The sequence below is a fragment of the Paraburkholderia sp. CNPSo 3076 genome (genome assembly GCF_026343935.1).
GTDB lineage: Bacteria > Pseudomonadota > Gammaproteobacteria > Burkholderiales > Burkholderiaceae > Paraburkholderia > Paraburkholderia nodosa.
The window spans coordinates 431,557-454,207 of record NZ_JAPMAL010000001.1; the positions used below are offsets into that span (position 1 = coordinate 431,557).

The window sequence follows — 22,651 nt, forward strand, 5'->3', positions numbered from 1 at the left end:
GTGGGGGTACGTACCTTACCTTGCGTGATGCCGGCGAACTTCAGTGCTGCGCGGTCGCCATCGCGCTTGTTGCGGCAAACCAGTGATCAATTGCGGCGGCCACGCCGTTGAGCGTGCCCGGCGCGACATGGAGGCCCAGCTTCGAGCGGCGCCACAGCACGTCTTCGGCGCGCGTGGCCCACTCGGCGTTGCGCAGGTAGCGCAATTCGGCCTCAAAAATGCCCGGCGCGACTTCGGCGCCGAGGTCCGCGAGCGATTGCGCATTACCGAGAAGTCGCTCGGCGCGCGTGCCGTATGCGCGGGCGTAGCGGCGCGCAAGCGCGGCAGGCAGCCACGCGTGGCGTCTGGCGAAATCCTGTGCAAAGGGCTCGAAACGGGCGTTCGCAATATCGCCGCCGGGCAGCGGCGCGCCTGCCGTCCACGAAGGCGCGGCGTGGCCGAGCACGCCGCACAGCATGTCCGAAGCTTCTTCCGCGAGCTTGCGAAAGGTCGTGATCTTGCCGCCGAACACCGAAAGCAGCGGCACGCCAGCGGTTTCGTCGAGTTCGAGTTTGTAGTCGCGCGTGACGGCGGACGCATTCGCCGCGCCCTCTTCCTCGAGCAGCGGACGCACGCCCGAGTAGGTCCATTGCACGTCGGCGGGAGAGATCTTGCGCTTGAAATAACGGTTGATCGACTCGCACAGATAGCGCGTTTCGTCGCCGTCGATCGAGACCTTCGCGGGGTCGTGGTGATACTCCACGTCGGTCGTGCCAACGAGCGTGAAGTCGTGCTCGTACGGAATCGCGAAAATGATGCGCTTGTCCGGGTTCTGGAAGATGTACGCGTGGTCGTGATCGAACAGGCGCTTCGTGACGATATGGCTGCCCTTCACGAGCCGCACGCTGTGCTGCGCACCGCGCCCGAGCGCACCATGCAACACCTCGCCCACCCACGGGCCGGCCGCGTTGGCGATGGCGCGAGCGCGCACGTCGAAGGTGCTGCCGTCCGGGCGGCGCAGGAGCGCCTGCCATTCGCCATCCGCGCCGTTCGTGGCATTCGTGCGCACGGCGGAAACGAGCTTCGTGCGGGTGAGGATTTGCGCGCCGCGCTCTTGCGCGTCGAGCGCGTTGAGCACGACGAGGCGCGCGTCGTCGACCCAGCCGTCCGAATACACGAAGCCGCGCTGGATCGAGTCGATGAGCGGCTCACCCGCCGCATGGCGGCGCATGTCGATGCCGCGCGAGCCCGGCAGCAATTCACGCTTCGCAAGATGGTCGTAGAGAAACAGGCCCATGCGAATGAGCCAGGCGGGACGCAGATTCGGCATGTGCGGCATGACGAAACGCAGCGGCCACATGATGTGGGGGGCTGCGCGCAGCAGCGTTTCGCGCTCCTGCAGCGCCTTGCGCACGAGCCCGAATTCCTTGTACTCGAGATAGCGCAGCCCGCCGTGAATCAGCTTGGTGCTGCACGACGAGGTATGCGAGGCGAGATCGTCCTGCTCGCAAAGGAGCACCGACAACCCGCGGCCGGCCGCGTCGCGCGCGATGCCCGCGCCGTTGATCCCGCCGCCCACGACGAGCAGATCGTACCGGTTCTGTTGAGTCACCCTGCTGTGTCCCTGAAAGAAAAACGAACCTCTAAATGTTCGAATTCGAAATTTATCGAACAAGAACGAAAAAGTAAAGGTTGGATTTCCGGGGAATTGACCGAAAGCAGTGCGTAAACGAACATTCATCGAACAGGTTACGAACGTTCGTCAGGCGCGAATGAAAACGGGGCGCGAGCGCGTTCCGGGCCAGACAACGCGTCCCGCCCACGCGCGAAACGCGCTGGACTTCAGATCGGAAATAGAGAAAACGCGCGGACGACGCGCTCAGAACAAGCGCGGACGACAATCCCGCGCCTTACGCGGCGACGTGAACCTGCGTGCCGGCAGCGAGCACCGCCTCGTTCATTTCCTCGGGCAGCGGCTGGTCGGTGAAGAGCGCGTGAATCTGGCTCAGATGCCCCTGGCGCACGAGCGCCGGGCGGCCGACCTTCGAATGGTCGGCCACGAGGTAGACCGTGCGCGCATGCTCGATGATGGCCTGCGCCACGCGGACTTCGCGCGTGTCGAAGTCGCGCAGCGTGCCGTCGGTCTCGATGGCCGAGGTGCCGATGATCGCGTAATCCACCTTGAACTGGCGGATGAAGTCGATGGTGTGCTCGCCGACGATGCCTTTGTCCCAGGGCCGCACGACGCCGCCCGTGATCATCACTTCGCAGTCGGGGTAGCCGCTCATCACGCTCGCTACGTTGAGGTTGTTCGTGACGACGCGCAGGCCCTGATGATGATTGAGTGCGCGCGCGACTTCCTCGGTCGTCGTGCCGAGGTTAATGAAGAGCGATGCCTGATCGGGAATGTGCTGGGCCGCAAGGGCCGCGATGCGGCGCTTCTCATCATGGAACATGTGCTGCCGCGCACTGTACGAGACGTTCTCCGAACTCGTGGGCAGACTCGCGCCGCCGTGATAGCGGCGCAGCAGATTCATGTCGGCGAGCCAATTCACGTCGCGGCGAATGGTTTGCGGCGTGACGTCGAAATGCGAGGCGAGATCGTCGACCGTGACGAAGCCGTCGCGTTGCACCCATTCGAGCATTGCCTGCTGGCGCGCGTTCAGGGTGAGGCGAGGATCTCGTGTCATTGGCTCGTTTGGCACGCAAGTGAGGACCGGCCTATTGTAAGGGCTTGCCCACCCGATTCAGGAGAAAGCCGATGCAAGCCGTACGCAAGTAATGGGGGACGCGGGCGCGCCCAGGGTTCCCCCTGAGCTTCCGTTAAAATGCTGCGCTTTCCCTTTTCACCCGCCGCGCCCGATGCAACCCGCCTCATCGACTTCGCCCGCCGCCACCCGCGGCGCGCACGACACCGAACCCACCCACGACCTCGTCTACGGCCCCAACGACCGCCCCGCGCCCACCATCGCCTTCGTGGCCGCGCTTCAGCATCTGCTCGCGATCCTCGTGCCGATCGTCACGCCGGGGCTCCTGATCTGCCAGGCGCTGGGCGTCTCCAGCCGCGACACCACGCTGATCGTCTCGATGTCGCTGGTGATTTCCGGCATCGCCACGTTCCTGCAATGCAAGCGCGTCGGGCCGCTCGGCGCGGGGCTGCTCATCGTGCAGGGCACGAGCTTCAACTTCGTCGGCCCGCTGATCGCGGGCGGCAGCCTGATGGTCAAGCAGGGCACGCCCGTCGAAACCGTGATGGCCGCCATCTTCGGCGTGGTCATTGCGGGCTCGTTCGTCGAAATGGCGGTGTCGCGCATCCTGCCCTTCATCAAGCGCCTCATCACCCCGCTCGTCACCGGCATCGTCGTGCTGCTGATCGGCCTCACGCTCATCAAGGTCGGCCTCATCAGCATGGGCGGCGGCTATGGCGCCATCGCCAAAGGCAACTTCGCGAGCGTCCAGAACCTCACGCTTTCGGGCCTCGTGCTCGGCACCATCATCGTGCTCAACCGCGTGCCCGTCGTCTGGGTGCGCAGCACGGCGCTCGTCATTGCGCTCGCCATCGGCTACATCGTTGCGGGCGCAATGGGTCGGCTCGACTTCACCGGCGCGCGCGAAGCCGCGCTGTTCCAGATTCCGACGCCGCTGCATTTCGGTCTGGGCTTCTCGTGGTCGCTCTTCGTGCCCATGCTGATCATCTACCTCGTGACCTCGCTCGAAGCGATCGGCGACGTCACCGCCACCAGCAAGGTGTCGAAAGAGCCGGTGGAAGGTCCCGTGTGGATGCGGCGCATCAAGGGCGGCGTGCTTGTGAACGGCTTCAACTCGCTGATTGCGGGCTTTTTCAACACGTTTCCCAGCTCCGTGTTCGCGCAGAACAACGGCGTCATCCAGCTCACCGGCATAGCCAGCCGCCACGTGGGCCTCTGGATCGCGGGTATGCTCGTCGTGCTGGGCCTCTTCCCGCCCGTGGCCGGCGTGCTGCAGGCCGTGCCCGAACCCGTGCTGGGCGGCGCGGCCATGGTGATGTTCGGCGCGGTGGCCGCATCCGGCATCAACATCCTCGCGGGCACGCGTCTCGACCGCCGCGCGTTGCTCATCATCGCGGTATCGCTGGCGCTGGGCCTGGGCGTCTCGCAGGTGCCGGAGATTCTGACCAGCCTGCCCCATGCGCTCAAGAACGTGCTGGAGTCGGGCGTTGCAACGGGCGGCATCTGCGCGCTCGTGATGAACTGGTTCCTGCCGGAAAAGCCGTAACCCTGCCGAGCGTGTGGCCCCGATACCGGACCGCACGCTTTTTGTTGACCGTAATTTCCAATTTACTGGATAATGACTCCATCATCTTGGAAACAAACCCAATGGATACCCCGACCGACGCCGGCATCAACGAGCGCATTGCCCGCTGTGTGCGCGACCTGCGCGCCACGCGCGGCCTGACGCTCGACGCGCTGGCCACGCGCAGCGGCGTGAGCCGTTCGATGATCTCGATGATCGAGCGCGGCGCCGCCAGCCCCACGGCCGTGGTGCTCGAAAAGCTCGCGGCGGGGCTGTCGGTTTCGATGGCGAGCCTGTTCGGCGCAAGCGGCGAGAGCGCGCCCGCCGAGCCGCTGGTGCGCCGCGCGCAGCAGGCACAGTGGCGCGACCCGCAGTCGGGCTATACGCGCCGGAGCGTGTCGCCGCCCAACTGGCCTTCGTCGATCCAGCTGGTCGAAGTGGATTTCCCGGCCGGCGCGCGCGTAGCCTACGAAACGGGCAGCCGCGAGACTGTGATTCACCAGCAGGTCTGGGTGATGGAAGGACGGATCGACGTGGAGCTGGGCAATCAACGACATTCGCTTCATGCAGGCGATTGCCTCGCCATGCGGCTCGATCAGCCGCTGATCTTCAGCAATCCAGGCTCGCAGCCCGCGCACTACGTCGTCGCCATTTGCGACGTCAGCGGTATCTGAACCCGCGTCATTCGCCGATCTTCCACCTTATTCATTTAAAGAGGATTCCCTATGAATTCGAACTCACAGAGCGATGGCGTGCGCTTCATCGATTGCAACGAAGCGGACCATGCGTTGGCGATTCTCGAGATCCTCAACGACGCGATCGTCAATTCAACGGCGCTCTACGACTACAAGCCGCGTCCGCCCGAGGCCATGGTCACGTGGTTCGGCACCAAGCGCACGAACGGTTTTCCGGTCGTGGGCGCCGTAGACGAGGCCGGCACGCTGCTCGGCTTCGCGAGCTGGGGCACGTTTCGCGCGTTTCCCGCCAACAAGTACACGGTCGAGCACAGCGTCTACGTGCACCGCGACCAGCGCGGCCGTGGCCTCGGCGAGCGCCTGCTGCTCGAGTTGATCCGGCGCGCCCATGCGGAACAGATTCACGTGCTCGTGGGCTGCATCGACGCCACCAATGCCGGCAGCATCGCGCTGCACGCCAAGCTGGGCTTCACGCACTCGGGCACGATCAAGGAAGCGGGATTCAAGTTCGGACGCTGGCTCGACGCCGCGTTTTACCAGCTCAATCTGGCGATGCCCGCCCCGCCGGTGGACGGCTGAGGCGCACGCGCCCGGCGCCTCAACGTGCGCTCGAACGGGCCGCAGCCGCCGTCATGGCACTGCGGATATGGCGCGCCCGCAGCGGCGCGCGGGCCGCACGCTTCGAGGTGCACGCCGCGCGCGTCGCGCGCAGCTTCGCCTGACTGCGGTTGCGGGACGCGGCCTCGCGCGAGGCGCGCCGCGCCTGCCTGCGCACGACGAGCAGCACGCAGCCTATTGCCGCGACCACGGCCACGCGAAACGGCGACGACTCGAAGGCGCGTTCCGGCACGTGCAGCAGGAGAATCGAAATGAACACGGCGACCTGAATGAGGATCGCCGAAAGCGAAGCGACGAACAGGTAGGCGTGCAGGCGATCGGTCGGCGGCTTCATGGGGCTGCACTCCAGAAAGTTGCGCGGACAACGATATCCAGTCTGGCTGGGTCCACCCTACGCCTCGAGAATGTCAAGCGCATGGCAATGCGCGACGCTGGGCAGAGGTATGAGATCGTGCCTGCTCCAAGCTGAAGAGAACCTTAAGGGAAGGCGCCTGCGAACACGCTATTTTCGTCGGACGATAATCCTTTGCGCACCTTACCAACCAACGCCTTTCAGCACCTTTCGTCTTGCCTCGATTCGTGCGCAATATGACAAGGTCTCTTCCAGTTCATACCGTGCTTACGTAAGGTTGACTTAAGCTCGCGCGCCGTACGCTTGCAGGTTGTAATCCGTACGGCAATGCAGTCATGAATCGCACTTATGAATATCGCGGCTACGCAATCCGCGTTGGCGTCGAAGCGAATGGCACGATCCCGCTCGAGCGCCTGGAAATCGAACGGCCTCGCTATGCAGCGGTGGTGAGCATCGCGGCGATCGACGAGCGCGCCTCGCCCTCGCCCCTGAAAATCGACAACGCCGCCGGGCTGCCCTTCCACTCCGATATCGACGCCTTGATGGGCGGCTACAGCGCGGCCTGCCGCCTGATCGACGAACAGCTCGCCGATACGCCGGCCTGATCCAAAAGAAAAAACGCGCGACGGCCAGAAGCCATCGCGCGTTTTTCATCGGGACGCACTGCGTGCGTCCGGTGCCTGCACTCAGTCGCGGTTCGCCTGCAACACGGTCAAGGCGGCCATGTTGATAATGCGTCGCACCGTCGAGCTCGACGTCAGCACGTTCACCGGCGCATTCACGCCCAGCAGGAACGGCCCGACCGCCACATTGCTGCCCGCCCCCGTCTTGAGCAGGTTGTAGGCGATGTTGCCCGAGTCCACGTTCGGACACACGAGCAGGTTCGCCGCGCCCTTGAGCTTCGAATGCGGCAGGATACGCAGGCGCAGGGCTTCGTCCAGCGCGCAGTCGCCGTGCATTTCCCCGTCGATTTCCAGATCGGGATTCTTTTCCGTCACGAGCTTGAGCACTTCGCGCATCTTCGTGCCCGAAGCCGAACTGCCCGAGCCGAAGTTCGCACGCGAGAGCAGCGCGACCTTCGGCTGCAGATTCAGCCATTCCATCTGGCCTGCTGCAGCCAGCGTGAATTCGGCGATCTGCTCGGCGTTCGGGTTGTCGTTCACGTGCGTGTCGACGATCGCGACCGTACGCTTGTCGAGCAGCAGAATGTTCATCGCCGCATACGTATTCGCGTTGCGCTGCTTGCCGATCACCTCGTCGACGAAGCGCAGGTGGTCGTGATACGCGCCCACCGTGCCGCACACCATGCCGTCCGCATCGCCCAGGCGCACCATCATCGCGCCGATCAGCGTGAGGCGGCGGCGCATTTCCACGCGCGCCATTTCCTTCGAAATGCCGTCGCGGCAACGCAGTTCCCAATAGGTCGTCCAGTACTGGTGGAAGCGCTCGTCGTACTCGGGGTTCGTGACTTCCACGTCTTCGCCGAGCTTCAGGCGCAGGCCGAACTTCTCGATGCGGGCGAGCAGCACTTCGGGGCGGCCGATCAGGATCGGACGCGCGAGCTTCTCGTCGACGATCACCTGCACCGCGCGCAGCACGCGCTCTTCCTCGCCTTCGGCGAACACGATGCGCGACTTGCTGCCGTCACGCACGAACTGCTTCGCGGCCGCGAAAATCGGCTTCATGAACGCGCCCGAGTGATACACGAACTGCTGAAGCTCGTTCGTGTAGGCGCCGAAGTCGTCGATGGGGCGCGTGGCCACGCCGTCTTCCATCGCCGCCTTCGCAACGGCCGGCGCGATACGCACGATCAGACGCGAGTCGAACGGCTTCGGAATCAGGTACTTCGGGCCGAAGCGCAGATCATAGGCACCGTATGCGGCCGCCACCGAATCGTTCAGCTCTTCTTCCGCGAGCGTGGCGATCGCGTGCACCGCTGCGATTTCCATGTTGCGCGTGATGGTCGTTGCACCCACATCGAGTGCGCCGCGGAAGATGTACGGGAAGCACAGCACGTTGTTGACCTGGTTCGGGAAGTCCGAACGGCCCGTGGCGATCACCGCGTCCGGGCGCGCTTCGAGCGCGACCTCGGGGAAGATTTCCGGCGTGGGGTTGGCGAGCGCGAGAATCAGCGGCTGGTCCGCCATCTTCTTGACCATCTCGGCCTTGAGCACGCCGCCAGCCGACAGGCCGAGGAACACATCAGCGCCTTCGATCACGTCGGAAAGCGAGCGCGCCGAGGTGTCCTGCGCGAAGCGCTCCTTGTCCGGGTCCATGAGCGTCGTGCGGCCCTGGTAGACCACGCCGTCGATGTCGGTCACCCAGATGTTCTTGAGCGGCAGGCCCAGATCCACCATGAGGTCCAGACAGGCCAGCGCCGCCGCGCCCGCGCCCGAGGTCACGACCTTGACCTTCGAAATGTCCTTGCCGATCACTTTCAGGCCGTTCATGAACGCGGCCGAAACGGTGATGGCGGTGCCGTGCTGATCGTCGTGGAAGACCGGAATCTTCATGCGCTCGCGCAGCTTGCGCTCGACCGTGAAGCAGTCGGGGGCCTTGATGTCTTCCAGATTGATGCCGCCGAAGGTGGCTTCGAGGCTCGCGATGATGTCCACGAGCTTGTCCGGGTCGCTTTCGGTGATTTCGATGTCGAACACGTCGATGCCGGCGAACTTCTTGAAGAGCACTGCCTTGCCTTCCATGACCGGCTTGGAGGCCAGCGCGCCGATGTTGCCGAGCCCCAGCACGGCCGTGCCGTTCGTGATCACGCCCACCAGATTGCCGCGCGCCGTGTAGCGGAACGAGTTCTGCGGATTGTCGACGATCTCCTCGCAGGCCACGGCCACGCCCGGCGTATAGGCGAGCGCGAGGTCGCGCTGGGTGACGAGCGGCTTGCTGGCCGTCACCGAAATCTTGCCCGGCGTGGGAAATTCGTGATATTCGAGGGCGGCCTGACGATCGGTCTTGTTCATGTTCCTCACTCTGATGGTGTGCCCCACGCACGGAAGGCGCGGCGGTCATGTTCGAATGAAGCGATTCTAGAGAGCCCTCATAACCTGCTCATTTTGATTTAGTATGGGGCCATCATTTTTTGGTAATACCCTGGGGAATCGTGTCTTTCAGCATTGACGACGTGACGAGGCGGTTGAATACGCGCCTGAAAATGCGCCATCTGGTCCTGCTCCTGCAGATCCGCCAGCACGGCTCGCTCACGCGCGTGGCGGAACACATGGCGACGAGCCAGCCGGCCATCACCAACGCGCTGGCTGAAATGGAGAGCATGTTCGGCGCGCCGCTCTTCGACCGTACGCCGCGCGGCATGACGCCCACGGCGCTCGGCAACGTGGTGCTCGCGCGCGCCCAGGCCATGCTGCACGACCTCGACCACCTCGCGCGCGACATCGAAGCCGTGGTGGCCGGCCACGCCACGCGCGTGCACGTGGGCGTGATTCCGTTCATCTCGGGGCGCACGCTCGCCGCCGCCATTCGCCTCACGCAGTCGCGGCTGCCGCAACGCGTCACCATGACGATTCACGAAGGCACGAGCGACGCGCTCCTGCCGCAGCTGCGCGACCATACGCTCGATATCGTGATCGGGCGCGCGTCTTCGGCGGTCGATGTCTCGCAGCTGCGCTTCGAGGTGCTGCATCAGCAAAAGCCGCGGCTCATCGCCAGCCGCCGGCTCGCGGCGCGCCTCGCGCGCGGCAAGCTCGACTGGGAAAAGCTGGTCGAACTGGACTGGATCCTCGGCGCGCCGCATACGCCCATCCGCGAGCAGATTTCCGACCTCTTCCTGCATGCGGGCGTGGCGCCGCCCGTGCCGATCGTGGAGAGCTATACGTCGCGGCTGATCGGCGAGATGATCAGCACGAACGAGAACGCCGTGTCGATCGTGCCCGCCGATATTGCCGAGGAACTCGTGCACTTCGCGGGCGTGGCGATCGTGCCGTACACGCTCGACTGGACGCTGCCTCCCGTTGCGATGTTCACGCGCGCGGGCGTGCTGCGCGATGTCGACGCCACCTTCGGGCAGTCGCTGCGCGAGTTCTATCAGGAGGCGGAGAAGGCGCGGGGCTAAGCCGTTTCCTGCAGCTCGCTTTCCAGCTCCTCCAGCTCCAGGCCGTGCGTACGGTCGTGGTCGAGCAGTTCGCGCACGAGTTCTTCCAGCGTCATGCGGCGTACACCGTCGCGCAGCCCGCAGCGCAAACGCTGCTCGGGCGTGAGGCGTTTGAGCGAGGCGAAAACGGCGTCGAGATCGCGCAAATGGCATGCGTGTTCGAGCAACGAGAAGCCCGTGCCGCAGGGCCGGCGCGCCCATAGGTTCATGGGCACGCGCTTGACGAGCGCCGCGAGAAATGCAGACGGGGGCAAACTCAATCACTGCGACGATTTAGGTGTTTACCCGTAATCGTATTGTCAGCTGGTTATCGGTATGCTGATAATACTCTCATGGATGTGAAAACTGCAGTGCGCGTCTTCGACGTGATCAACCTCTTTGCCGAAGTCCGGCAACCGATGATCTACAGCGAGATTGCGCGTCGAACCGAGATCCCGCTGTCGAGCTGCCACGCGCTGTTGCACACGATGGTGGCCAAAGGCTATCTGTACGCGCCGGGCGTGAAAGCGGGCTATTACCCCACGCAGCGTCTGCTGCACGTGGCGCGCGACATTTGCAGCGAGGACCCGCTCACGCTGATGTTCCAGCCGCTGCTTTCCGCGTTGCGCGACGCGACCGGCGAAACCGCCGCGCTCGCCACGCTTGCGGGCAACCGCGTGGTCTATCTCGACGTGATGGAGTCGCGCCAGAAGATCCGCTACAGCGACGAACCGGGCGGCTTCATGACCATTGCGAGCGCCGCGGGCAAGGCGCTGCTCGGCGCGCTCGCTCCGGCCGCGCGCCGCAAACTGCTCGACAGCTGCGAGCCGCAGCTGCACTCGGCCAACGGCGCGGAGATCGACCGCGGCACGTTCGAGCGCGACGTCGAGCAGGGCGTGTCGGACGGCTGGCATCGCTCGACGGGCGAGAGCGTGGAGGACGTAGCCGGCCTCGCGCGCGGTTTCCTGATTCATGGCGAGGCGTTTGCGCTCGTCATCGGCGCGCCCAAGGCGCGTCTTCTCAAGAACGAGCAGAACGCCGTGAAGGCGCTGCTCGAGGTGTACGCGCAAATCCCGCCAACGCTGCTTGCCGCGTAAGGCACATCAAGCGCCCCGGGCGCTGAATGCAGCGAGGCGCGAAACGCGGAATTCCTGAAGTGGAGGGTTAAGCATGCGTTGGAAGAACCGGCCGGAAGGCTCGAACTGGGGCGACTTCGGTCCCGACGATCAATTGGGCCGCCCCAACCTCATCGGCGCCGAGCAGGTGCTCAAGGGCGCGCAGGAGATACGCGCGGGTCTCACGTTCACGCTTTCGCTGCCGCTCGACTTTCCCGGCGACAGCAAGCTCAACGTGCGCCGCCATCCGCCGGTGCTGCGTCCCACCTTCCGCGACGGCTTGCCCTATGTGAACTTCCCGTTCGCGCGGAACGTTGCGGGCGCGACCGACGTGGTGAGCGACGATCAGGTGCTGCTCTCGCTTCAATACTCCACGCAGTGGGATTCGCTTGCGCACGTGGGCGCGCGCTTCGACGCCAACGGCGACGGCGTGGCCGAGAGCGTCTACTACAACGGCTATCGCGCGAACGTGGACGTGGTCGGCCCGATGGAATATCGCGCGGAAGACAACTTCGCGCCTCACGCGTGCGGCGGCGAGCATAGCCATGCCGACGTGCTCGGCATCGAGCACCTTGCCGTCAAGGGCATGCAGGGCCGCGGCGTGCTGATCGATTTCGCCGCGCATTTTGGCCGCGAGTTTCGCACCGTGGGCTACGACGACCTGATGCGCGTGATCGAGGCCGACGGCGTGGAAGTCGAGCGCGGCGACATGCTCGTGCTGCGCACCGGCTTCGCGGAGATGGTGCTCGAAATGAACCGCCAGCCCGACGAAGCCGTGTTGTCGAGCCACTGCAGCGCACTCGACGGGCGCGATGAGCGCCTGCTGCAATGGATCACCGATTCGGGCATCGCGGCGCTCGCCGCCGACAACTACGCCGTTGAACGTTACCCCGCGCGTGCGGCCTCCACACCCGGCGACCACCCGCTCATGCCGCTGCATCACCACTGCCTCTTCAAGCTCGGCCTGCCGCTGGGCGAGCTCTGGTATTTGCGCGATCTCGCCCAGTGGCTGCGCGAGCACCAGCGCTCGCGCTTCATGCTCACCGCGCCGCCGCTGCGGCTGCCGGGCGCCATGGGCTCGCCTGTCACGCCCGTCGCGACGGTTTGACGAACGAATTCGCAATCCTTTGTTTTATCCGCATTCCTGATGAACATGGCTAAAGAAAGAGTCCTGATTACCGGCGGCGCCGCCGGCATCGGCGCCGCGTGCGCCGCGCGCTGCGAGGCCGACGGTTACGAGGCCGTCGTGATCGACCGCGTGGGCGACGGCATCATCGCCGATCTCTCCGACACCGTGGCAACGGCAGCGGCGCTCGTCCGCGCGCTGGAAGGTGGCCCCATCACGCGCCTCATCAACAACGTGGGCGTGGTCGTGCCCAACGACGCCGAGCACCAGTCGCTCGAAGAACTCGAACGCGCGTGGGCCCTCAACGTGCGCTGCGCGCAGCAGTGTATGCAGGCGCTGTTGCCCGGCATGAAGGCCGCGGGCTTCGGGCGCATTGTCAACATGTCGTCGCGCGCCGCGCTCGGCAAAGAGCTGCGCACGGCCTATTCGGCCACCAAGGCCGCGTTGATCGGCATGACGCGTGTATGGGCGCTCGAACTCGGCGCATTCGGCGTGACCGCGAACGCCATTGGCCCGGGACCGATCCGCACCGAACTGTTCGACCGTGCCAATCCGCCTGGCGCGCCGCGCACCGAAGCAATCATCAATGCCGTGCCGGTCAAGCGCGTAGGCACGCCCGACGATGTCGCGCACGCGGCCTCGTATCTGCTCGACGCGCGCAGCGGCTTCGTCACCGGCCAGGTGCTCTATGTGTGCGGCGGCATGACCGTTGGCGTCGCGGGGGTTTGAAGATGGCGGCCCCCGAAACGCCTGCACAAGCCTGCAACCCGCGACGCGCCGGCATCGTCGGCGCGGGCAGCATCGGCGTGGCGTTCGCGATCTGCTTTGCGCGGGCCGGCTGGCGCGTGCGCCTCTACGATCCCGACGCTGCACGTCGCGCCGCCGCGCCTGACGAGATTGCGTTGCGCCTCGACGCGCTCACGCAATTCGCCCTGCTCGACGAAAGCGCGCAGGCAATCGCCGCGCGCGTCGCGATCGTCGAGACGCTCGAAGCCGCGGTGGCGCAAGCCGATCTCGTGCAGGAATGCGCCCCCGAGCGCGCCGAACTCAAGCGCGAGATCTTCGCGCAGCTCGACCGTGCCGCGCCGCGCGAAGCGATCCTCGCAAGCGCTTCGTCGTTTCTCGCCGCTTCGAAATTCGTCGACACTACGCTGCCCGGCCGCGCGCGCTGCCTCGTCGCTCATCCCGGCAACCCGCCCTACCTCGTGCCCGTGATCGAAGTCGTGCCCGCACCCTTCACGTCCGATGTGGCGGCCACGCGCGCGATCGCGCTCTACACCGAAGCGGGCATGAAGCCCGTGCGCGTGAAGCACGAAGTGGAAGGCTTCATCTTCAACCGCCTGCAAGGCGCCGTGCTGCGCGAAGCGTATTGCCTCGTGCGCGACGGCGTGGCGTCGGTGGAAGACATCGACACCGTGATGCGCGAAGGCCTCGGTCCGCGCTGGTCGGTGATCGGCCCGTTCGAGACCGTCGATCTGAACACGCGCGGCGGCATCGCCTCGCATGCGCAGAAGATGGGTCCCTCGTACGCACGCATGGGCGCCGAACGCGGCCAGCACGACCCGTGGACACCCGAACTCGTCGCCCAGGTCGAAGCGGCGAGACGCGCGGCGCTGCCGCTCGATCAATGGGACGAGCGTGTGGGCTGGCGCGACCGCCAGCTCATGCATCTCGCCCGCCATCGCAAGACCCAAAGCCACGACGACTCATAAGCGCTTCGAACGCACGCGCTGAGAGCCGAAGAGACCCGACAATTATTACGATTCAATCAGAGACACTTCCATGCAGAAAGTCACCGCTTTCTTTACCGAGCTGATGCGCCGGTATTTGCCCGATCCGTTCGTGTTCGCGATCGGCCTCACTTTGCTGACGATGGCCCTTGCCGTGATTGTGCAAGGGCAAGCCGTCACGGCCCTCACCACGAGCTGGGGCAAGGGCTTCTGGGCGCTGCTCGCGTTCACCACGCAAATGGCGGTGATTCTCGCGATGGGCTACGTGCTGGCGACCGCGCCGCTGACCGACCGCTTTCTGAACCGCGTGGTGGCGCGCGTGAACGATCCGCGCATGGCGATCATCGTCGCGACGCTGGTGGGCGGCATCGGCAGCTACCTGAACTGGGGCTTCGGCCTCGTGGTGGGCGGTATCGTTGCGCGCAAGCTCGCGCTGCGCGTGAAAGGCGTGCACTACCCGCTCATCATCGCTTCGGCGTATAGCGGCTTTACGCTTTACGGCCTCGGGCTTTCGGCCAGCATTCCCGTGCTGATTTCCACGAAGGGACATCCGCTCGAAGCGCAGATGGGCGTCATTCCGCTCTCCGAAACGATTTTCTCGCCCACCATGCTCATCACGAGCCTCGTGACCATCATCACGCTGCCGCTCCTGAACGCATGGCTGCACCCCAGGCCGGGTCAGCCGATCAAGGAAATCGATCGCGCCCAGGAAGAAAAGCAGCAGAAGGCCGCCGCGCTCGGCGTGGATCTCGACGAAGGCAACACGCTCGCCAACCGCCTGAACAACAGCCGTCTTCTGAGCTACGTGATCGGCCTGATCGGCATGGGCTATGTCGCGCTGCACTTCGTGCAGGGCGGCTCGATTGACCTGAACCTCATCAACTTCTTCATTCTGTTCCTCGGCATCCTGCTGCTCGGCACGCCGATCCGCTATGTCGAGAAGCTCAACGAAGGCATTCGCACGATCAGCGGCATCATTCTGCAGTACCCGTTCTACGCGGGCATCATGGCGATCATGGCGTCTTCGGGTCTCGTCAATACGTTTTCCGAAGCGTTCGTGAAGATCGCGACGCCGGCCACACTGCCGTTCTGGGGCTTGATCAGTTCGTTCGTCATCAACTTCTTCGCGCCTTCGGGCGGCGGCCACTGGGTCATCCAGGGACCGTTCATGATCGAAGCGGCAAAGACCATCGGCGCCTCCGTGGGCCATACCTCGACGGCCGTGATGCTCGGCAACGCCTGGAACGACCTCGTGCAGCCTTTCTGGATCTTGCCCGCCCTCGCGCTTTCGAAGCTCAAACTCAAGGACATCATGGGCTACACAGTCATCATGATGTTCTGGATCGGCATCGTTTATTCGGTTGCGATTCTCGCCTGGGGCTGATTGGCTCTTATCGGCGCCCCTTTCTGAACCCCACCCTCACCGGAGACTATTCATGCTGTTTCTCGTGCACATGCAGGTGCAGATTCCGCACGGCACCGACGCCGCCTTCGCCGACGCCCTGAAGGCCGAGGAGAAAGCGTTTTCGCAGAAACTGCAACGAGAAGGCAAGTGGCGCCACCTGTGGCGCGTGGCCGGCGAATACGCGAACTACAGCGTGTTCGATGTCGAATCGAACGACGAACTCCATACGCTGCTTACCGCGCTGCCGCTTTTCCCGTTCCTGAAGATCAGCGTGACGCCGCTCGCCCAGCATCCGTCGGCCATCGTGCCCAACTGAGAGGAACGCGCCATGCCTTTTCTCATCGAGACGTTCGACAAGCCCGGTCACGCCGGGGTGCGGGCACGCGAGCGCGATGCACATCTCGAGTTTCTCGCGCACAACAAGGCGCTGTTGCTGGCCTGCGGCGCGAAGCTCAACGACGACGGCAGCGGCGCAGGCGGCGGCATCTATATCGTCGACCTCGAAACCCGTGAGGAGGCCGAGCGCTTCATCGCGCAGGATCCGTTCACGCATGTCGGGCTGTTCGAGAGCGTGAAGATCGTTCGCTGGCGCAAGGCCTATATCGACGGAACCTCCTACCTGTAAGCGCAACGCGCCTGCAGTCCCGCGACCTTCGACCCTCGACGGCGCCGCGCTCCCCTGTGCGCGCCGTGTTGGCCCGGCGTGTGCCTGCGCACGCCGGGCCGTTTTTCATTCCCGCGCGGTTAGGCGCCCCTGCTGCGCACCCCGTGCTGGGCACATCGATTGCTGAGCAGGTACGCCGTCAGTCCATCAAGCAGCGCGGCCCATGTGGCGGCGCCTTCACGCGAGGAGGAAACCGATCATGCTAAAAATGGCCCTGTTCTTTGCCGTGATCGCCGTGATCGCGGCTCTGTTTGGCTTCACGGGTATTGCGGCCGGCGCGGCCGCGATTGCGAAGATCCTGTTCTTTATCTTTGTGGTGCTGTGCGTGGTATTCCTCGTGATCGCCCTCGTGGTCACGAAGAAGATCGTCGATTGACCGAAGCGCGAACGACGCCCGGGGCGCCGGCGCCGCCCCGGGCCCCATCGGGCCGCGCCCGCGTACTGAAAGGCGCGACGCCTATGGTTGACTTCTCAACCACATATCACAAGCGGCTTTTCTCATGAACCGAACGTATCGAGAACCTAAACGAAGTTTCATTTTACGGGCCATTTTCGACACGTTTGCGTAATCGGCCTCGCCTAAATTTCCGGTTCCGCCACACACGAAGAATCCTCCTTCTCTGCGGAACCGAAATGAAAAAAGCGTTGTTGAACCTCCTCGCGCTCGCGGCGGCCACCGCTTGCACGAGCGCTCACGCACAAAGCAGCGTTACGCTCTACGGCACGGTCGATGCGGGCCTCGACTACGTCAGCAACCAGAAGTCGTCCACGGGTCATGGCACGACGTGGGGCATGCAGTCCGGCAACGTGAGCACGAGCCGCTGGGGCCTGCGCGGCACGGAAGACCTGGGCGGCGGACTCAAGGCGATCTTCGACCTCGAGAACGGTTTCTCGGTCGTCAACGGCAAGGGCTCCAACGGCGGCTATCTATTCGGCCGGCAGGCATGGCTGGGCCTCTCCAGCGACCAGTACGGCACGCTCACGCTCGGGCGCCAGTACGACGCGCTCGTGGACATGATCGCGCCCATGTCGGCCACGGGCTCCGGCTTCGGCGGCAACATCGCGATGCACCCGTTCGACAACGACAACCTCAACAACGACGTGCGCATGAACAACGCCGTCAAGTTGCGCAGCGCGACCTACGCGGGCTTCCAGGTGGAAGGCGCCTACGCGTTCAGCAACCAGGCCGGTGGCTTCGCGAACAATAACGCCTACACGATGGGCGCTTCATGGAACGGGGGCCCGGTCAACCTGGCTGTGGCGTACTTCCAGGGCAACGAGCCCGGCTCGACCACGAACGGCGCACTGAGCGCCGGCAGCGGCACCGACAACGATCCGATGTTCGTGGCTGCACGCACACGCACGCTCGGCGCGGGCGGCAGCTATGCGATCGGGCCGGCGAAAGTGGGCCTCGTGTTCACGCGCACGATGGTCGCCGAGCCCACGCAAATCGCCCAGGGCGGCTCGCTCAATACGTTCGACGCCGACTACCTGACGTTCAATAACTTCGAAGTGAACGGCCGTTATGCGCTCACGCCGCAACTGAGTCTGGGCGGCGCCTATACCTATACGGACGGCTCGGTGAGCCGCGCGCAAGGCAACGCGTCGCCGCACTGGAACCAGTTCGTGCTGCAGGCCGACTACGCGCTGAGCCGCCGCACCGACGTGTATCTGGAAGGCGTCTATCAGCGCGTTTCTGGCGCGCAGGGCATTCCGGTGCTTGGCAATGCGTCGATCCACAACCTCGCGGCTTCGTCCAGCAATGCGCAGGCGGTCGTCGCGGCAGGCATGCGCCTGAAGTTCTAAGCCGATGCTTAAGGGGTAGGCGCGCAGTAACAGCGGCGTAACAGCGGGGCGCGCGAAATGAGCGCGGCCCGTCGTGCTGCGTAAAATAAGGGCAATGTCATCGCCGGGTCATGCAAGCGCGCCATCGTTGCGCAGACACTCACCCTGCGATGCTTGCGCCCGCGCGCGTCAGTCATGCAAGTCCGCCAGCGCAGGCTTCGCCCTCTGCTCCCGAGGCGAGACGACATGACGAAAAAAGACATCCCCGAGAATGCATCCACCGAAAGCGGCGCCAGTGTCTCGCGCCGCGGCTTCCTCAAGCTCGCCGGCGCGTCCGGCTTCGCGAGCGCGGCCAGCGCTTTCGCGGGCAGCGCGAAAGCCGACGCCGCCACATCGGACGGCACGCCCGAGCAGATCCACCTCACCTGGGGCGAAGACCCGACACGCGAAGTCGTCGTTTCGTGGGCATCGCTCGCCTCCTCCACGAATCCGCGCGTGATCTACAGCGCCGATCGCGGCAAACGCGAAACGGTGCACGCCGTGCAACGCACCTATACCGACGGACTCACCGGCGTCGTCGTGTTCACGTATCACGCGCGGCTGCGCGGTCTGGACCCGGCGACGACCTACCGCTACGAAGTCACCGCCGATAACGACAGCCACGCGAGCAGCCCGTTTTCGTCGAGCTTCGCCACGGCGCCGCGCGGGCGTGCAAAGTTCCGCTTCACGAGCTACGGCGACCTCGCCACGCCGAACACGGGCTGGGTGCTGTCGTCGCCGCAAAGCCGCTTCGCCGTCGAGGCCGTAGAGCGCTTCCAGCCGCTCTTTCATCTGCTCAATGGCGACCTCTGCTACGCGAACCTGAATCCCGCGCACCAGACCGATGTGTGGCGCGACTTCGGCAACAACAATCAGACGTCGTCGGCGAATCGTCCGTGGATGCCGTGCCCCGGCAATCACGAGATCGAGTTCTACAACGGCCCGCAGGGTCTGAATTCGTATCTCACGCGCTATACGCTGCCGCATAACGGCACGCAGTTTTCGGGCCGCTGGTACAGCTTCCGCGTGAGCAACGTGCTGTTCGTCTCGCTCGACGCCGACGACGTGGTCTACCAGGACGCCGCCGCGTTCGTGGCCGGCCCCTCGCCGCTCGTGCCTGCCGCGAGCACGGGCAACGCGCCGGTTCAGCCGGGCACGTCATTCTATGTGCGCGGCTACAGCAACGGCGTGCAGACGCGCTGGCTCGAGCAAACCCTGAAGCAGGCGAAGGATGACGACGATATCGACTGGATCGTGGTGCAGATGCACCAGGACGCGCTCAGCTCGTCGAAAACGGGCAACGGCTCGGACAAGGGCATTCGCGAAGCGTGGCTGCCCCTCTTCGACCGCTATGGCGTGGACCTCGTGGTGTGCGGCCACGATCACGACTACGAGCGCAGCTACCCGGTGCGCGGCTGCAATCATCACGCGGGCGTCGATGCGAAGACCGGCGCGAGCGTCGACACGCTTCAGCCGCGCCCCGTCACGCACGCCGAGGGCGCGGGCAACACCTTCGACACGAGCCACGGCACGATCCATCTGATCCTTGGCGGCGGCGGCACGAGCGCGCCGCTCGACGTGTATGGCGTGGACGCCGGCAATGGCAATCCGCAGGCCCAGGTGTTCACGAAGCCCAATCACCCGGTCGCGGGCACGACCGCGGGCACCTTCGCGCGCCCCACGGCGGATGCGCTCGAAGACGCGATCTGGTCGGCACAGCGCGATACGGGTACGGGCTATGGCATTGCGGTGTTCGACGTCGATCCGGGCACGCACGGCGGCAAGACGACGATCACGATGAACTACTATCACGCGCCCGGTGCGGATCAAACGCCGACCGGCAATTATGAGTTGTTCGAAACGATTACGCTGGCGAAGTCACGCTAAGCGAACCACGCGGGGCGCTTGCGCCCCGCTTCGAATTCAGTCCGCGAGCGCGGCTTCTTCCACTTCCCGCACCACGACCGCACCGCCCGCCAGCCGCCGGTAGCGCGACAGCGCCCACAGCGGAAAATAGGCCGTGTATCCGTGATACTTGAGGTAGTAAATACGCGGGAACCCCGGCGCATTATGCGAGCGATGCCACCAGAATCCGTCTTCCTGCTGCACGGATAGCAGATACGCCACACCGCGCCGTACCGATTCGGATTCCCAGTCACCGAACGCCATTTGCGCGAGCAGCGCCCACGCGGTGAAGTTCGACGCGCTTTCGCCGCCGTTGGTGCCGGCAAGGCGCGGGTCGATATAGCTGTCGTTGGTCTCGCCCCAGCCGCCATCGGCGTGCTGGCGTGCACGCAGCCACGTGAGCGCGCGCGCGATGTACGGCTGCCTCGGGTCCTCGCCCGCGAGCGCGAGACCTGCCAGCACGCTCCACGTGCCGTAGATATAGTTGGTGCCCCAGCGGCCCCACCAGCTGCCGTCGGCTCGCTGCGTGGCCTTCACGTACGCGATGGCGCGCGCAAGCGCCGCCTTGTCCTCGGCGCGGCCCGTTACGCCGAAGCACAGGAGTACGCGGCCCGATACGTCTTCGGTTGGCGGGTCGAGCAAGGCGCCGTGATCCGCGAACGGGATCGCGTTCAGATAGAGGCGGTCGCAATCGGCGTCGAAGGCCCCGAAGCCGCCGTTGCGCGATTGCAGGCCGCGCATCCAGTCGAGCGAGCGCGCGACACGCGCCGCATACGGGTCCACGCCCGTCTTGCGCGCCTCCCCGCGGCCCCGCCGATGGAGCATGGCGGCGACCACGGCCGTGTCGTCGATGTCGGGATAGTACGGGTTCTCATATTGAAAGGCCCAGCCGCCAACCGGCGTATCGGGCTGCGCGTTCTCGATCCAGTCGCCGCGCACGTCGTCCACTTGACGCTCGGCGAGCCAGTCGTACGCACGCGCAATGCGCTGCTGCAGTTCCTGGTCGCTGATCGCGGCCGACGCCGGATCGGCGGGCACGACCGTGCGCGCCTGCTCGAGCGCCATCGTGCTCCACGCCGTGTCCCACACCGGCGAGAGACATGGCTGGCAATACACGCTGCCGTCCGGGCGCTCGACCAGCAGCTTTTCCAGTGCATTCTCGCAATCGCGGCGCAACGGATGATCCTCAGGATACCCAAGCACCTGCATCATCTGGTAGCTGTACACGATAGGCGGAAAAATGCCGCCCATGCCGTCCTCGCCGTTCATGCGCTCGGCGCACCAGGCCTCCGCGTATTTCATGGCGCGTTGGCGCAGCGCGCGCGGCAGCAGCGGCTCGATACGGCGCAGCGCCCGGTCAGCCGCGAGAAAGAGCCGGCGGACGCCCTTGCCGCGCGCAAAGTATTCGCGCTCCTCTTCGGGGGGCGTCACGAACAGTTCGGCAATCGATACGTCATGTGGATTGGCCGCGCGTGCCTTCAGCGAACAGAGCGCGAGCAGCGGCACCATGGTCGTGCGCGCCCAGTAGGCGACCTTGTACATCGAAATCGGCACCCACTTCGGGAACAGCACGAATTCAACCGGCATGAACGGCGTGGCGCGCCACGGCACCTGACCGAAGGTGGCGAGCAGAATGCGCGTGAACACGTTGGACTTCGCGGCCCCGCCGAGCTTCAGAATGGTCTCCCGCGCACGCACCATATGCGGCGCCTGCCCGGAGTCGCCCGCCGCCTTCAGCGCGAAGTACGCCTTCACGCTGCACGAGACATCGGGCGCGCCATCCACGTACAGGTCCCATGCGCCGTGCGTTTGCAAACGCTGAATGGCGCGCAGATAGCGCGCCATCTTCTCCTGACGCACCGCGTCGATCTTGCCCATGAAATGCATCATGAGGATGTATTCGGCGGTGATCGTGGCGTCCGATTCGAGTTCGAAGCACCAGCTTCCATCGGCTTCCTGCTGTCGCACGAGCGCCTCGCGGCCGCGAACGATCGAGGCGTCGAGCGTCGCCATGGCGGCTGCAGAGGCGGTAAAAGGCGGGTTGGAATTTTGCATCGGCGGATCATACCATCCGTACGGAATGTTTGGCAGCGACGCCTGCAATGGTATGATCGCCGCCATGAAAGACTCCTCCGTCAAGGCGCCCGCGCGCGCGACAAGGCGCAGCGCGAAGGCGGCTGACGCAGCGGCCCCCTCGGCTCCACCGGCCTCCTCGGCCCCGAAGCCCCCTTCCCCACGCAAGGACGCTGCGCCTGCCGCCGGCACGCGACGCAAGAAAGCCCCGGCCCAGGTGCGCGCGCAGTTGCTGCAAGCGGCTTCCGACATCGCCACCGATCAAGGCGTGCCCGCCGTGACGCTCGACGCCGTGGCCGAACGCGCGGGCGTGACCAAGGGCGCACTGCAATATCACTTTGCCAACAAGCAGGGCTTGCTCGATGCCCTCTTCGAGCAGACGCTGACGCGCTTCGAGCAGCAGATGCACACGCGCATCGACGAAGGCGTGGCGCAAGGCGCGCCGAAACACAGCGCGGCCGCACGCGCCTACCTGCACACGACGGTCGACGAAACGAGCCCCGCCGCCAGCACCAACGTGCTGCGCGTACTGGTGGCGGCGATGATGACCGATCCCGCGATTCGCGAGCGCTACGCCGCGCCCATGCGCAAGTGGACGCGCCCCGACCCGCTTGCGCTCGAAGCCGCCGCCCGCCTCATGATCTGCCGGCTCGCGGCGGACGGCCTGTGGATCTCCGACCTGCTCGGCTACCAGAACATGCCGCCGCGCCTGCGCGCCGAAGTGGTCCGCCAGCTGGAGCAACTGGCGCTCGTGAAAGACTAAAGAAAGCACGCGCCAGGGTTCCCCCTGGCCGCCG

21 protein-coding genes and 1 pseudogene are annotated in these 22,651 nt (G+C 65.1%); 16 read left to right on the forward strand and 6 right to left on the reverse strand.

The window, feature by feature from the left end:
• Positions 1 to 40: 40 nt before the first annotated feature.
• Both glpD and M3A49_RS01905 read right to left on the reverse strand, forming a co-directional pair.
• Positions 41 to 1,591, reverse strand: a complete 1,551-nt coding sequence (gene glpD, locus M3A49_RS01900) for a glycerol-3-phosphate dehydrogenase (RefSeq protein WP_266227266.1) — start codon at positions 1,589 to 1,591, stop codon at positions 41 to 43.
• A 298-nt stretch (positions 1,592 to 1,889) separates the two neighbouring features.
• The gene (locus tag M3A49_RS01905) at positions 1,890 to 2,669 is read right to left on the reverse strand and encodes a DeoR/GlpR family DNA-binding transcription regulator (RefSeq protein WP_254354014.1); all 780 of its coding nucleotides are present in this window, start codon (positions 2,667 to 2,669) and stop codon (positions 1,890 to 1,892) included.
• Positions 2,670 to 2,841: 172 nt separating this feature from the next.
• Between M3A49_RS01905 and M3A49_RS01910 the strand changes: the two genes are divergently transcribed.
• The 3 genes from M3A49_RS01910 to M3A49_RS01920 all read left to right on the forward strand — a co-directional run bounded on the left by M3A49_RS01910 (position 2,842) and on the right by M3A49_RS01920 (position 5,525).
• Positions 2,842 to 4,233 carry a uracil-xanthine permease family protein gene (locus M3A49_RS01910; protein WP_266227267.1) on the forward strand — a complete coding sequence of 464 codons (1,392 nt, stop codon included), beginning with the start codon at positions 2,842 to 2,844 and terminating at the stop codon, positions 4,231 to 4,233.
• 101 nt (positions 4,234 to 4,334) lie between these two features.
• Entirely contained in the window at positions 4,335 to 4,925 is a 591-nt protein-coding gene (locus tag M3A49_RS01915; protein ID WP_266227268.1) for a helix-turn-helix domain-containing protein, read from the forward strand.
• A gap of 51 nt (positions 4,926 to 4,976) precedes the next feature.
• Entirely contained in the window at positions 4,977 to 5,525 is a 549-nt protein-coding gene (locus M3A49_RS01920; protein WP_266227269.1) for a GNAT family N-acetyltransferase, read from the forward strand.
• 19 nt (positions 5,526 to 5,544) lie between these two features.
• On the opposite strand, the gene M3A49_RS01925 is transcribed toward M3A49_RS01920, so the two are convergent.
• Positions 5,545 to 5,898, reverse strand: coding sequence for a hypothetical protein (locus tag M3A49_RS01925; protein ID WP_266227270.1), 354 nt, complete (start codon positions 5,896 to 5,898; stop codon positions 5,545 to 5,547).
• A 353-nt stretch (positions 5,899 to 6,251) separates the two neighbouring features.
• Between M3A49_RS01925 and M3A49_RS01930 the strand changes: the two genes are divergently transcribed.
• Entirely contained in the window at positions 6,252 to 6,521 is a 270-nt protein-coding gene (locus M3A49_RS01930; protein WP_266227271.1) for a hypothetical protein, read from the forward strand.
• 81 nt (positions 6,522 to 6,602) lie between these two features.
• Here M3A49_RS01930 and M3A49_RS01935 read toward each other — a convergent pair whose 3' ends face one another.
• Positions 6,603 to 8,888, reverse strand: a complete 2,286-nt coding sequence (locus M3A49_RS01935) for an NADP-dependent malic enzyme (RefSeq protein ID WP_266227272.1) — start codon at positions 8,886 to 8,888, stop codon at positions 6,603 to 6,605.
• A gap of 140 nt (positions 8,889 to 9,028) precedes the next feature.
• Between M3A49_RS01935 and M3A49_RS01940 the strand changes: the two genes are divergently transcribed.
• Positions 9,029 to 9,994, forward strand: a complete 966-nt coding sequence (locus M3A49_RS01940) for a LysR family transcriptional regulator (RefSeq protein ID WP_254354019.1) — start codon at positions 9,029 to 9,031, stop codon at positions 9,992 to 9,994.
• Here the strand turns inward: M3A49_RS01940 and M3A49_RS01945 are convergent.
• A pseudogene (locus M3A49_RS01945) lies at positions 9,991 to 10,269 on the reverse strand (DinB family protein); the annotation flags it as partial. The gene M3A49_RS01940 and the pseudogene M3A49_RS01945 sit on opposite strands and share 4 nt — an antisense overlap.
• A gap of 96 nt (positions 10,270 to 10,365) precedes the next feature.
• Between M3A49_RS01945 and M3A49_RS01950 the strand changes: the two are divergent.
• The 10 genes from M3A49_RS01950 to M3A49_RS01995 all read left to right on the forward strand — a co-directional run bounded on the left by M3A49_RS01950 (position 10,366) and on the right by M3A49_RS01995 (position 19,763).
• Positions 10,366 to 11,109 carry an IclR family transcriptional regulator gene (locus tag M3A49_RS01950; protein ID WP_266227273.1) on the forward strand — a complete coding sequence of 248 codons (744 nt, stop codon included), beginning with the start codon at positions 10,366 to 10,368 and terminating at the stop codon, positions 11,107 to 11,109.
• 73 nt (positions 11,110 to 11,182) lie between these two features.
• A complete protein-coding gene (locus M3A49_RS01955) occupies positions 11,183 to 12,235 on the forward strand; it encodes a cyclase family protein (protein ID WP_266227274.1) in 1,053 nt (350 codons plus the stop codon).
• A gap of 45 nt (positions 12,236 to 12,280) precedes the next feature.
• Positions 12,281 to 12,982, forward strand: a complete 702-nt coding sequence (locus tag M3A49_RS01960) for an SDR family oxidoreductase (protein WP_266227275.1) — start codon at positions 12,281 to 12,283, stop codon at positions 12,980 to 12,982.
• A gap of 2 nt (positions 12,983 to 12,984) precedes the next feature.
• Positions 12,985 to 13,965, forward strand: coding sequence for a 3-hydroxyacyl-CoA dehydrogenase (locus M3A49_RS01965; RefSeq protein WP_266227276.1), 981 nt, complete (start codon positions 12,985 to 12,987; stop codon positions 13,963 to 13,965).
• A gap of 70 nt (positions 13,966 to 14,035) precedes the next feature.
• Entirely contained in the window at positions 14,036 to 15,367 is a 1,332-nt protein-coding gene (locus M3A49_RS01970; RefSeq protein ID WP_266227277.1) for a short-chain fatty acid transporter, read from the forward strand.
• 52 nt (positions 15,368 to 15,419) lie between these two features.
• Complete coding sequence (catC, locus tag M3A49_RS01975) at positions 15,420 to 15,704, forward strand: muconolactone Delta-isomerase (protein WP_069266126.1); 285 nt, start codon at positions 15,420 to 15,422, stop codon at positions 15,702 to 15,704.
• A gap of 12 nt (positions 15,705 to 15,716) precedes the next feature.
• Positions 15,717 to 16,013 (forward strand): YciI family protein, encoded by a 297-nt coding sequence (locus M3A49_RS01980; protein ID WP_266227278.1) that lies wholly within the window; start codon positions 15,717 to 15,719, stop codon positions 16,011 to 16,013.
• 238 nt (positions 16,014 to 16,251) lie between these two features.
• Complete coding sequence (locus M3A49_RS01985; RefSeq protein WP_028203043.1) at positions 16,252 to 16,428, forward strand: DUF1328 family protein; 177 nt, start codon at positions 16,252 to 16,254, stop codon at positions 16,426 to 16,428.
• Positions 16,429 to 16,685: 257 nt separating this feature from the next.
• Positions 16,686 to 17,858 (forward strand): porin, encoded by a 1,173-nt coding sequence (locus M3A49_RS01990; RefSeq protein ID WP_266227279.1) that lies wholly within the window; start codon positions 16,686 to 16,688, stop codon positions 17,856 to 17,858.
• A 225-nt stretch (positions 17,859 to 18,083) separates the two neighbouring features.
• Positions 18,084 to 19,763, forward strand: coding sequence for a purple acid phosphatase family protein (locus M3A49_RS01995; protein WP_266227280.1), 1,680 nt, complete (start codon positions 18,084 to 18,086; stop codon positions 19,761 to 19,763).
• Between the two features lie 36 nt (positions 19,764 to 19,799).
• On the opposite strand, the gene shc is transcribed toward M3A49_RS01995, so the two are convergent.
• On the reverse strand, positions 19,800 to 21,836 hold the full coding sequence (gene shc, locus M3A49_RS02000) for a squalene--hopene cyclase (protein ID WP_266227281.1): 2,037 nt from the start codon (positions 21,834 to 21,836) through the stop codon (positions 19,800 to 19,802).
• A 64-nt stretch (positions 21,837 to 21,900) separates the two neighbouring features.
• On the opposite strand from shc, the gene M3A49_RS02005 reads away from it, so the two are divergent.
• A complete protein-coding gene (locus tag M3A49_RS02005) occupies positions 21,901 to 22,617 on the forward strand; it encodes a TetR/AcrR family transcriptional regulator (RefSeq protein WP_266227282.1) in 717 nt (238 codons plus the stop codon).
• Positions 22,618 to 22,651: the final 34 nt, after the last annotated feature.

Coding starts and splice junctions, on each gene's coding strand:
- M3A49_RS01905 (WP_254354014.1), bottom strand. CDS start 2,669: ATGACACGAGATCCTCGCCTCACCCTGAACGCGCGCCAGCAGGCAATG.
- M3A49_RS01910 (WP_266227267.1), top strand. CDS start 2,842: ATGCAACCCGCCTCATCGACTTCGCCCGCCGCCACCCGCGGCGCGCAC.
- M3A49_RS01915 (WP_266227268.1), top strand. CDS start 4,335: ATGGATACCCCGACCGACGCCGGCATCAACGAGCGCATTGCCCGCTGT.
- M3A49_RS01920 (WP_266227269.1), top strand. CDS start 4,977: ATGAATTCGAACTCACAGAGCGATGGCGTGCGCTTCATCGATTGCAAC.
- M3A49_RS01925 (WP_266227270.1), bottom strand. CDS start 5,898: ATGAAGCCGCCGACCGATCGCCTGCACGCCTACCTGTTCGTCGCTTCG.
- M3A49_RS01930 (WP_266227271.1), top strand. CDS start 6,252: ATGAATCGCACTTATGAATATCGCGGCTACGCAATCCGCGTTGGCGTC.
- M3A49_RS01935 (WP_266227272.1), bottom strand. CDS start 8,888: ATGAACAAGACCGATCGTCAGGCCGCCCTCGAATATCACGAATTTCCC.
- M3A49_RS01950 (WP_266227273.1), top strand. CDS start 10,366: ATGGATGTGAAAACTGCAGTGCGCGTCTTCGACGTGATCAACCTCTTT.
- M3A49_RS01955 (WP_266227274.1), top strand. CDS start 11,183: ATGCGTTGGAAGAACCGGCCGGAAGGCTCGAACTGGGGCGACTTCGGT.
- M3A49_RS01960 (WP_266227275.1), top strand. CDS start 12,281: ATGGCTAAAGAAAGAGTCCTGATTACCGGCGGCGCCGCCGGCATCGGC.
- M3A49_RS01965 (WP_266227276.1), top strand. CDS start 12,985: ATGGCGGCCCCCGAAACGCCTGCACAAGCCTGCAACCCGCGACGCGCC.
- M3A49_RS01970 (WP_266227277.1), top strand. CDS start 14,036: ATGCAGAAAGTCACCGCTTTCTTTACCGAGCTGATGCGCCGGTATTTG.
- catC (WP_069266126.1), top strand. CDS start 15,420: ATGCTGTTTCTCGTGCACATGCAGGTGCAGATTCCGCACGGCACCGAC.
- M3A49_RS01980 (WP_266227278.1), top strand. CDS start 15,717: ATGCCTTTTCTCATCGAGACGTTCGACAAGCCCGGTCACGCCGGGGTG.
- M3A49_RS01985 (WP_028203043.1), top strand. CDS start 16,252: ATGCTAAAAATGGCCCTGTTCTTTGCCGTGATCGCCGTGATCGCGGCT.
- M3A49_RS01990 (WP_266227279.1), top strand. CDS start 16,686: ATGAAAAAAGCGTTGTTGAACCTCCTCGCGCTCGCGGCGGCCACCGCT.
- M3A49_RS01995 (WP_266227280.1), top strand. CDS start 18,084: ATGACGAAAAAAGACATCCCCGAGAATGCATCCACCGAAAGCGGCGCC.
- shc (WP_266227281.1), bottom strand. CDS start 21,836: ATGCAAAATTCCAACCCGCCTTTTACCGCCTCTGCAGCCGCCATGGCG.
- M3A49_RS02005 (WP_266227282.1), top strand. CDS start 21,901: ATGAAAGACTCCTCCGTCAAGGCGCCCGCGCGCGCGACAAGGCGCAGC.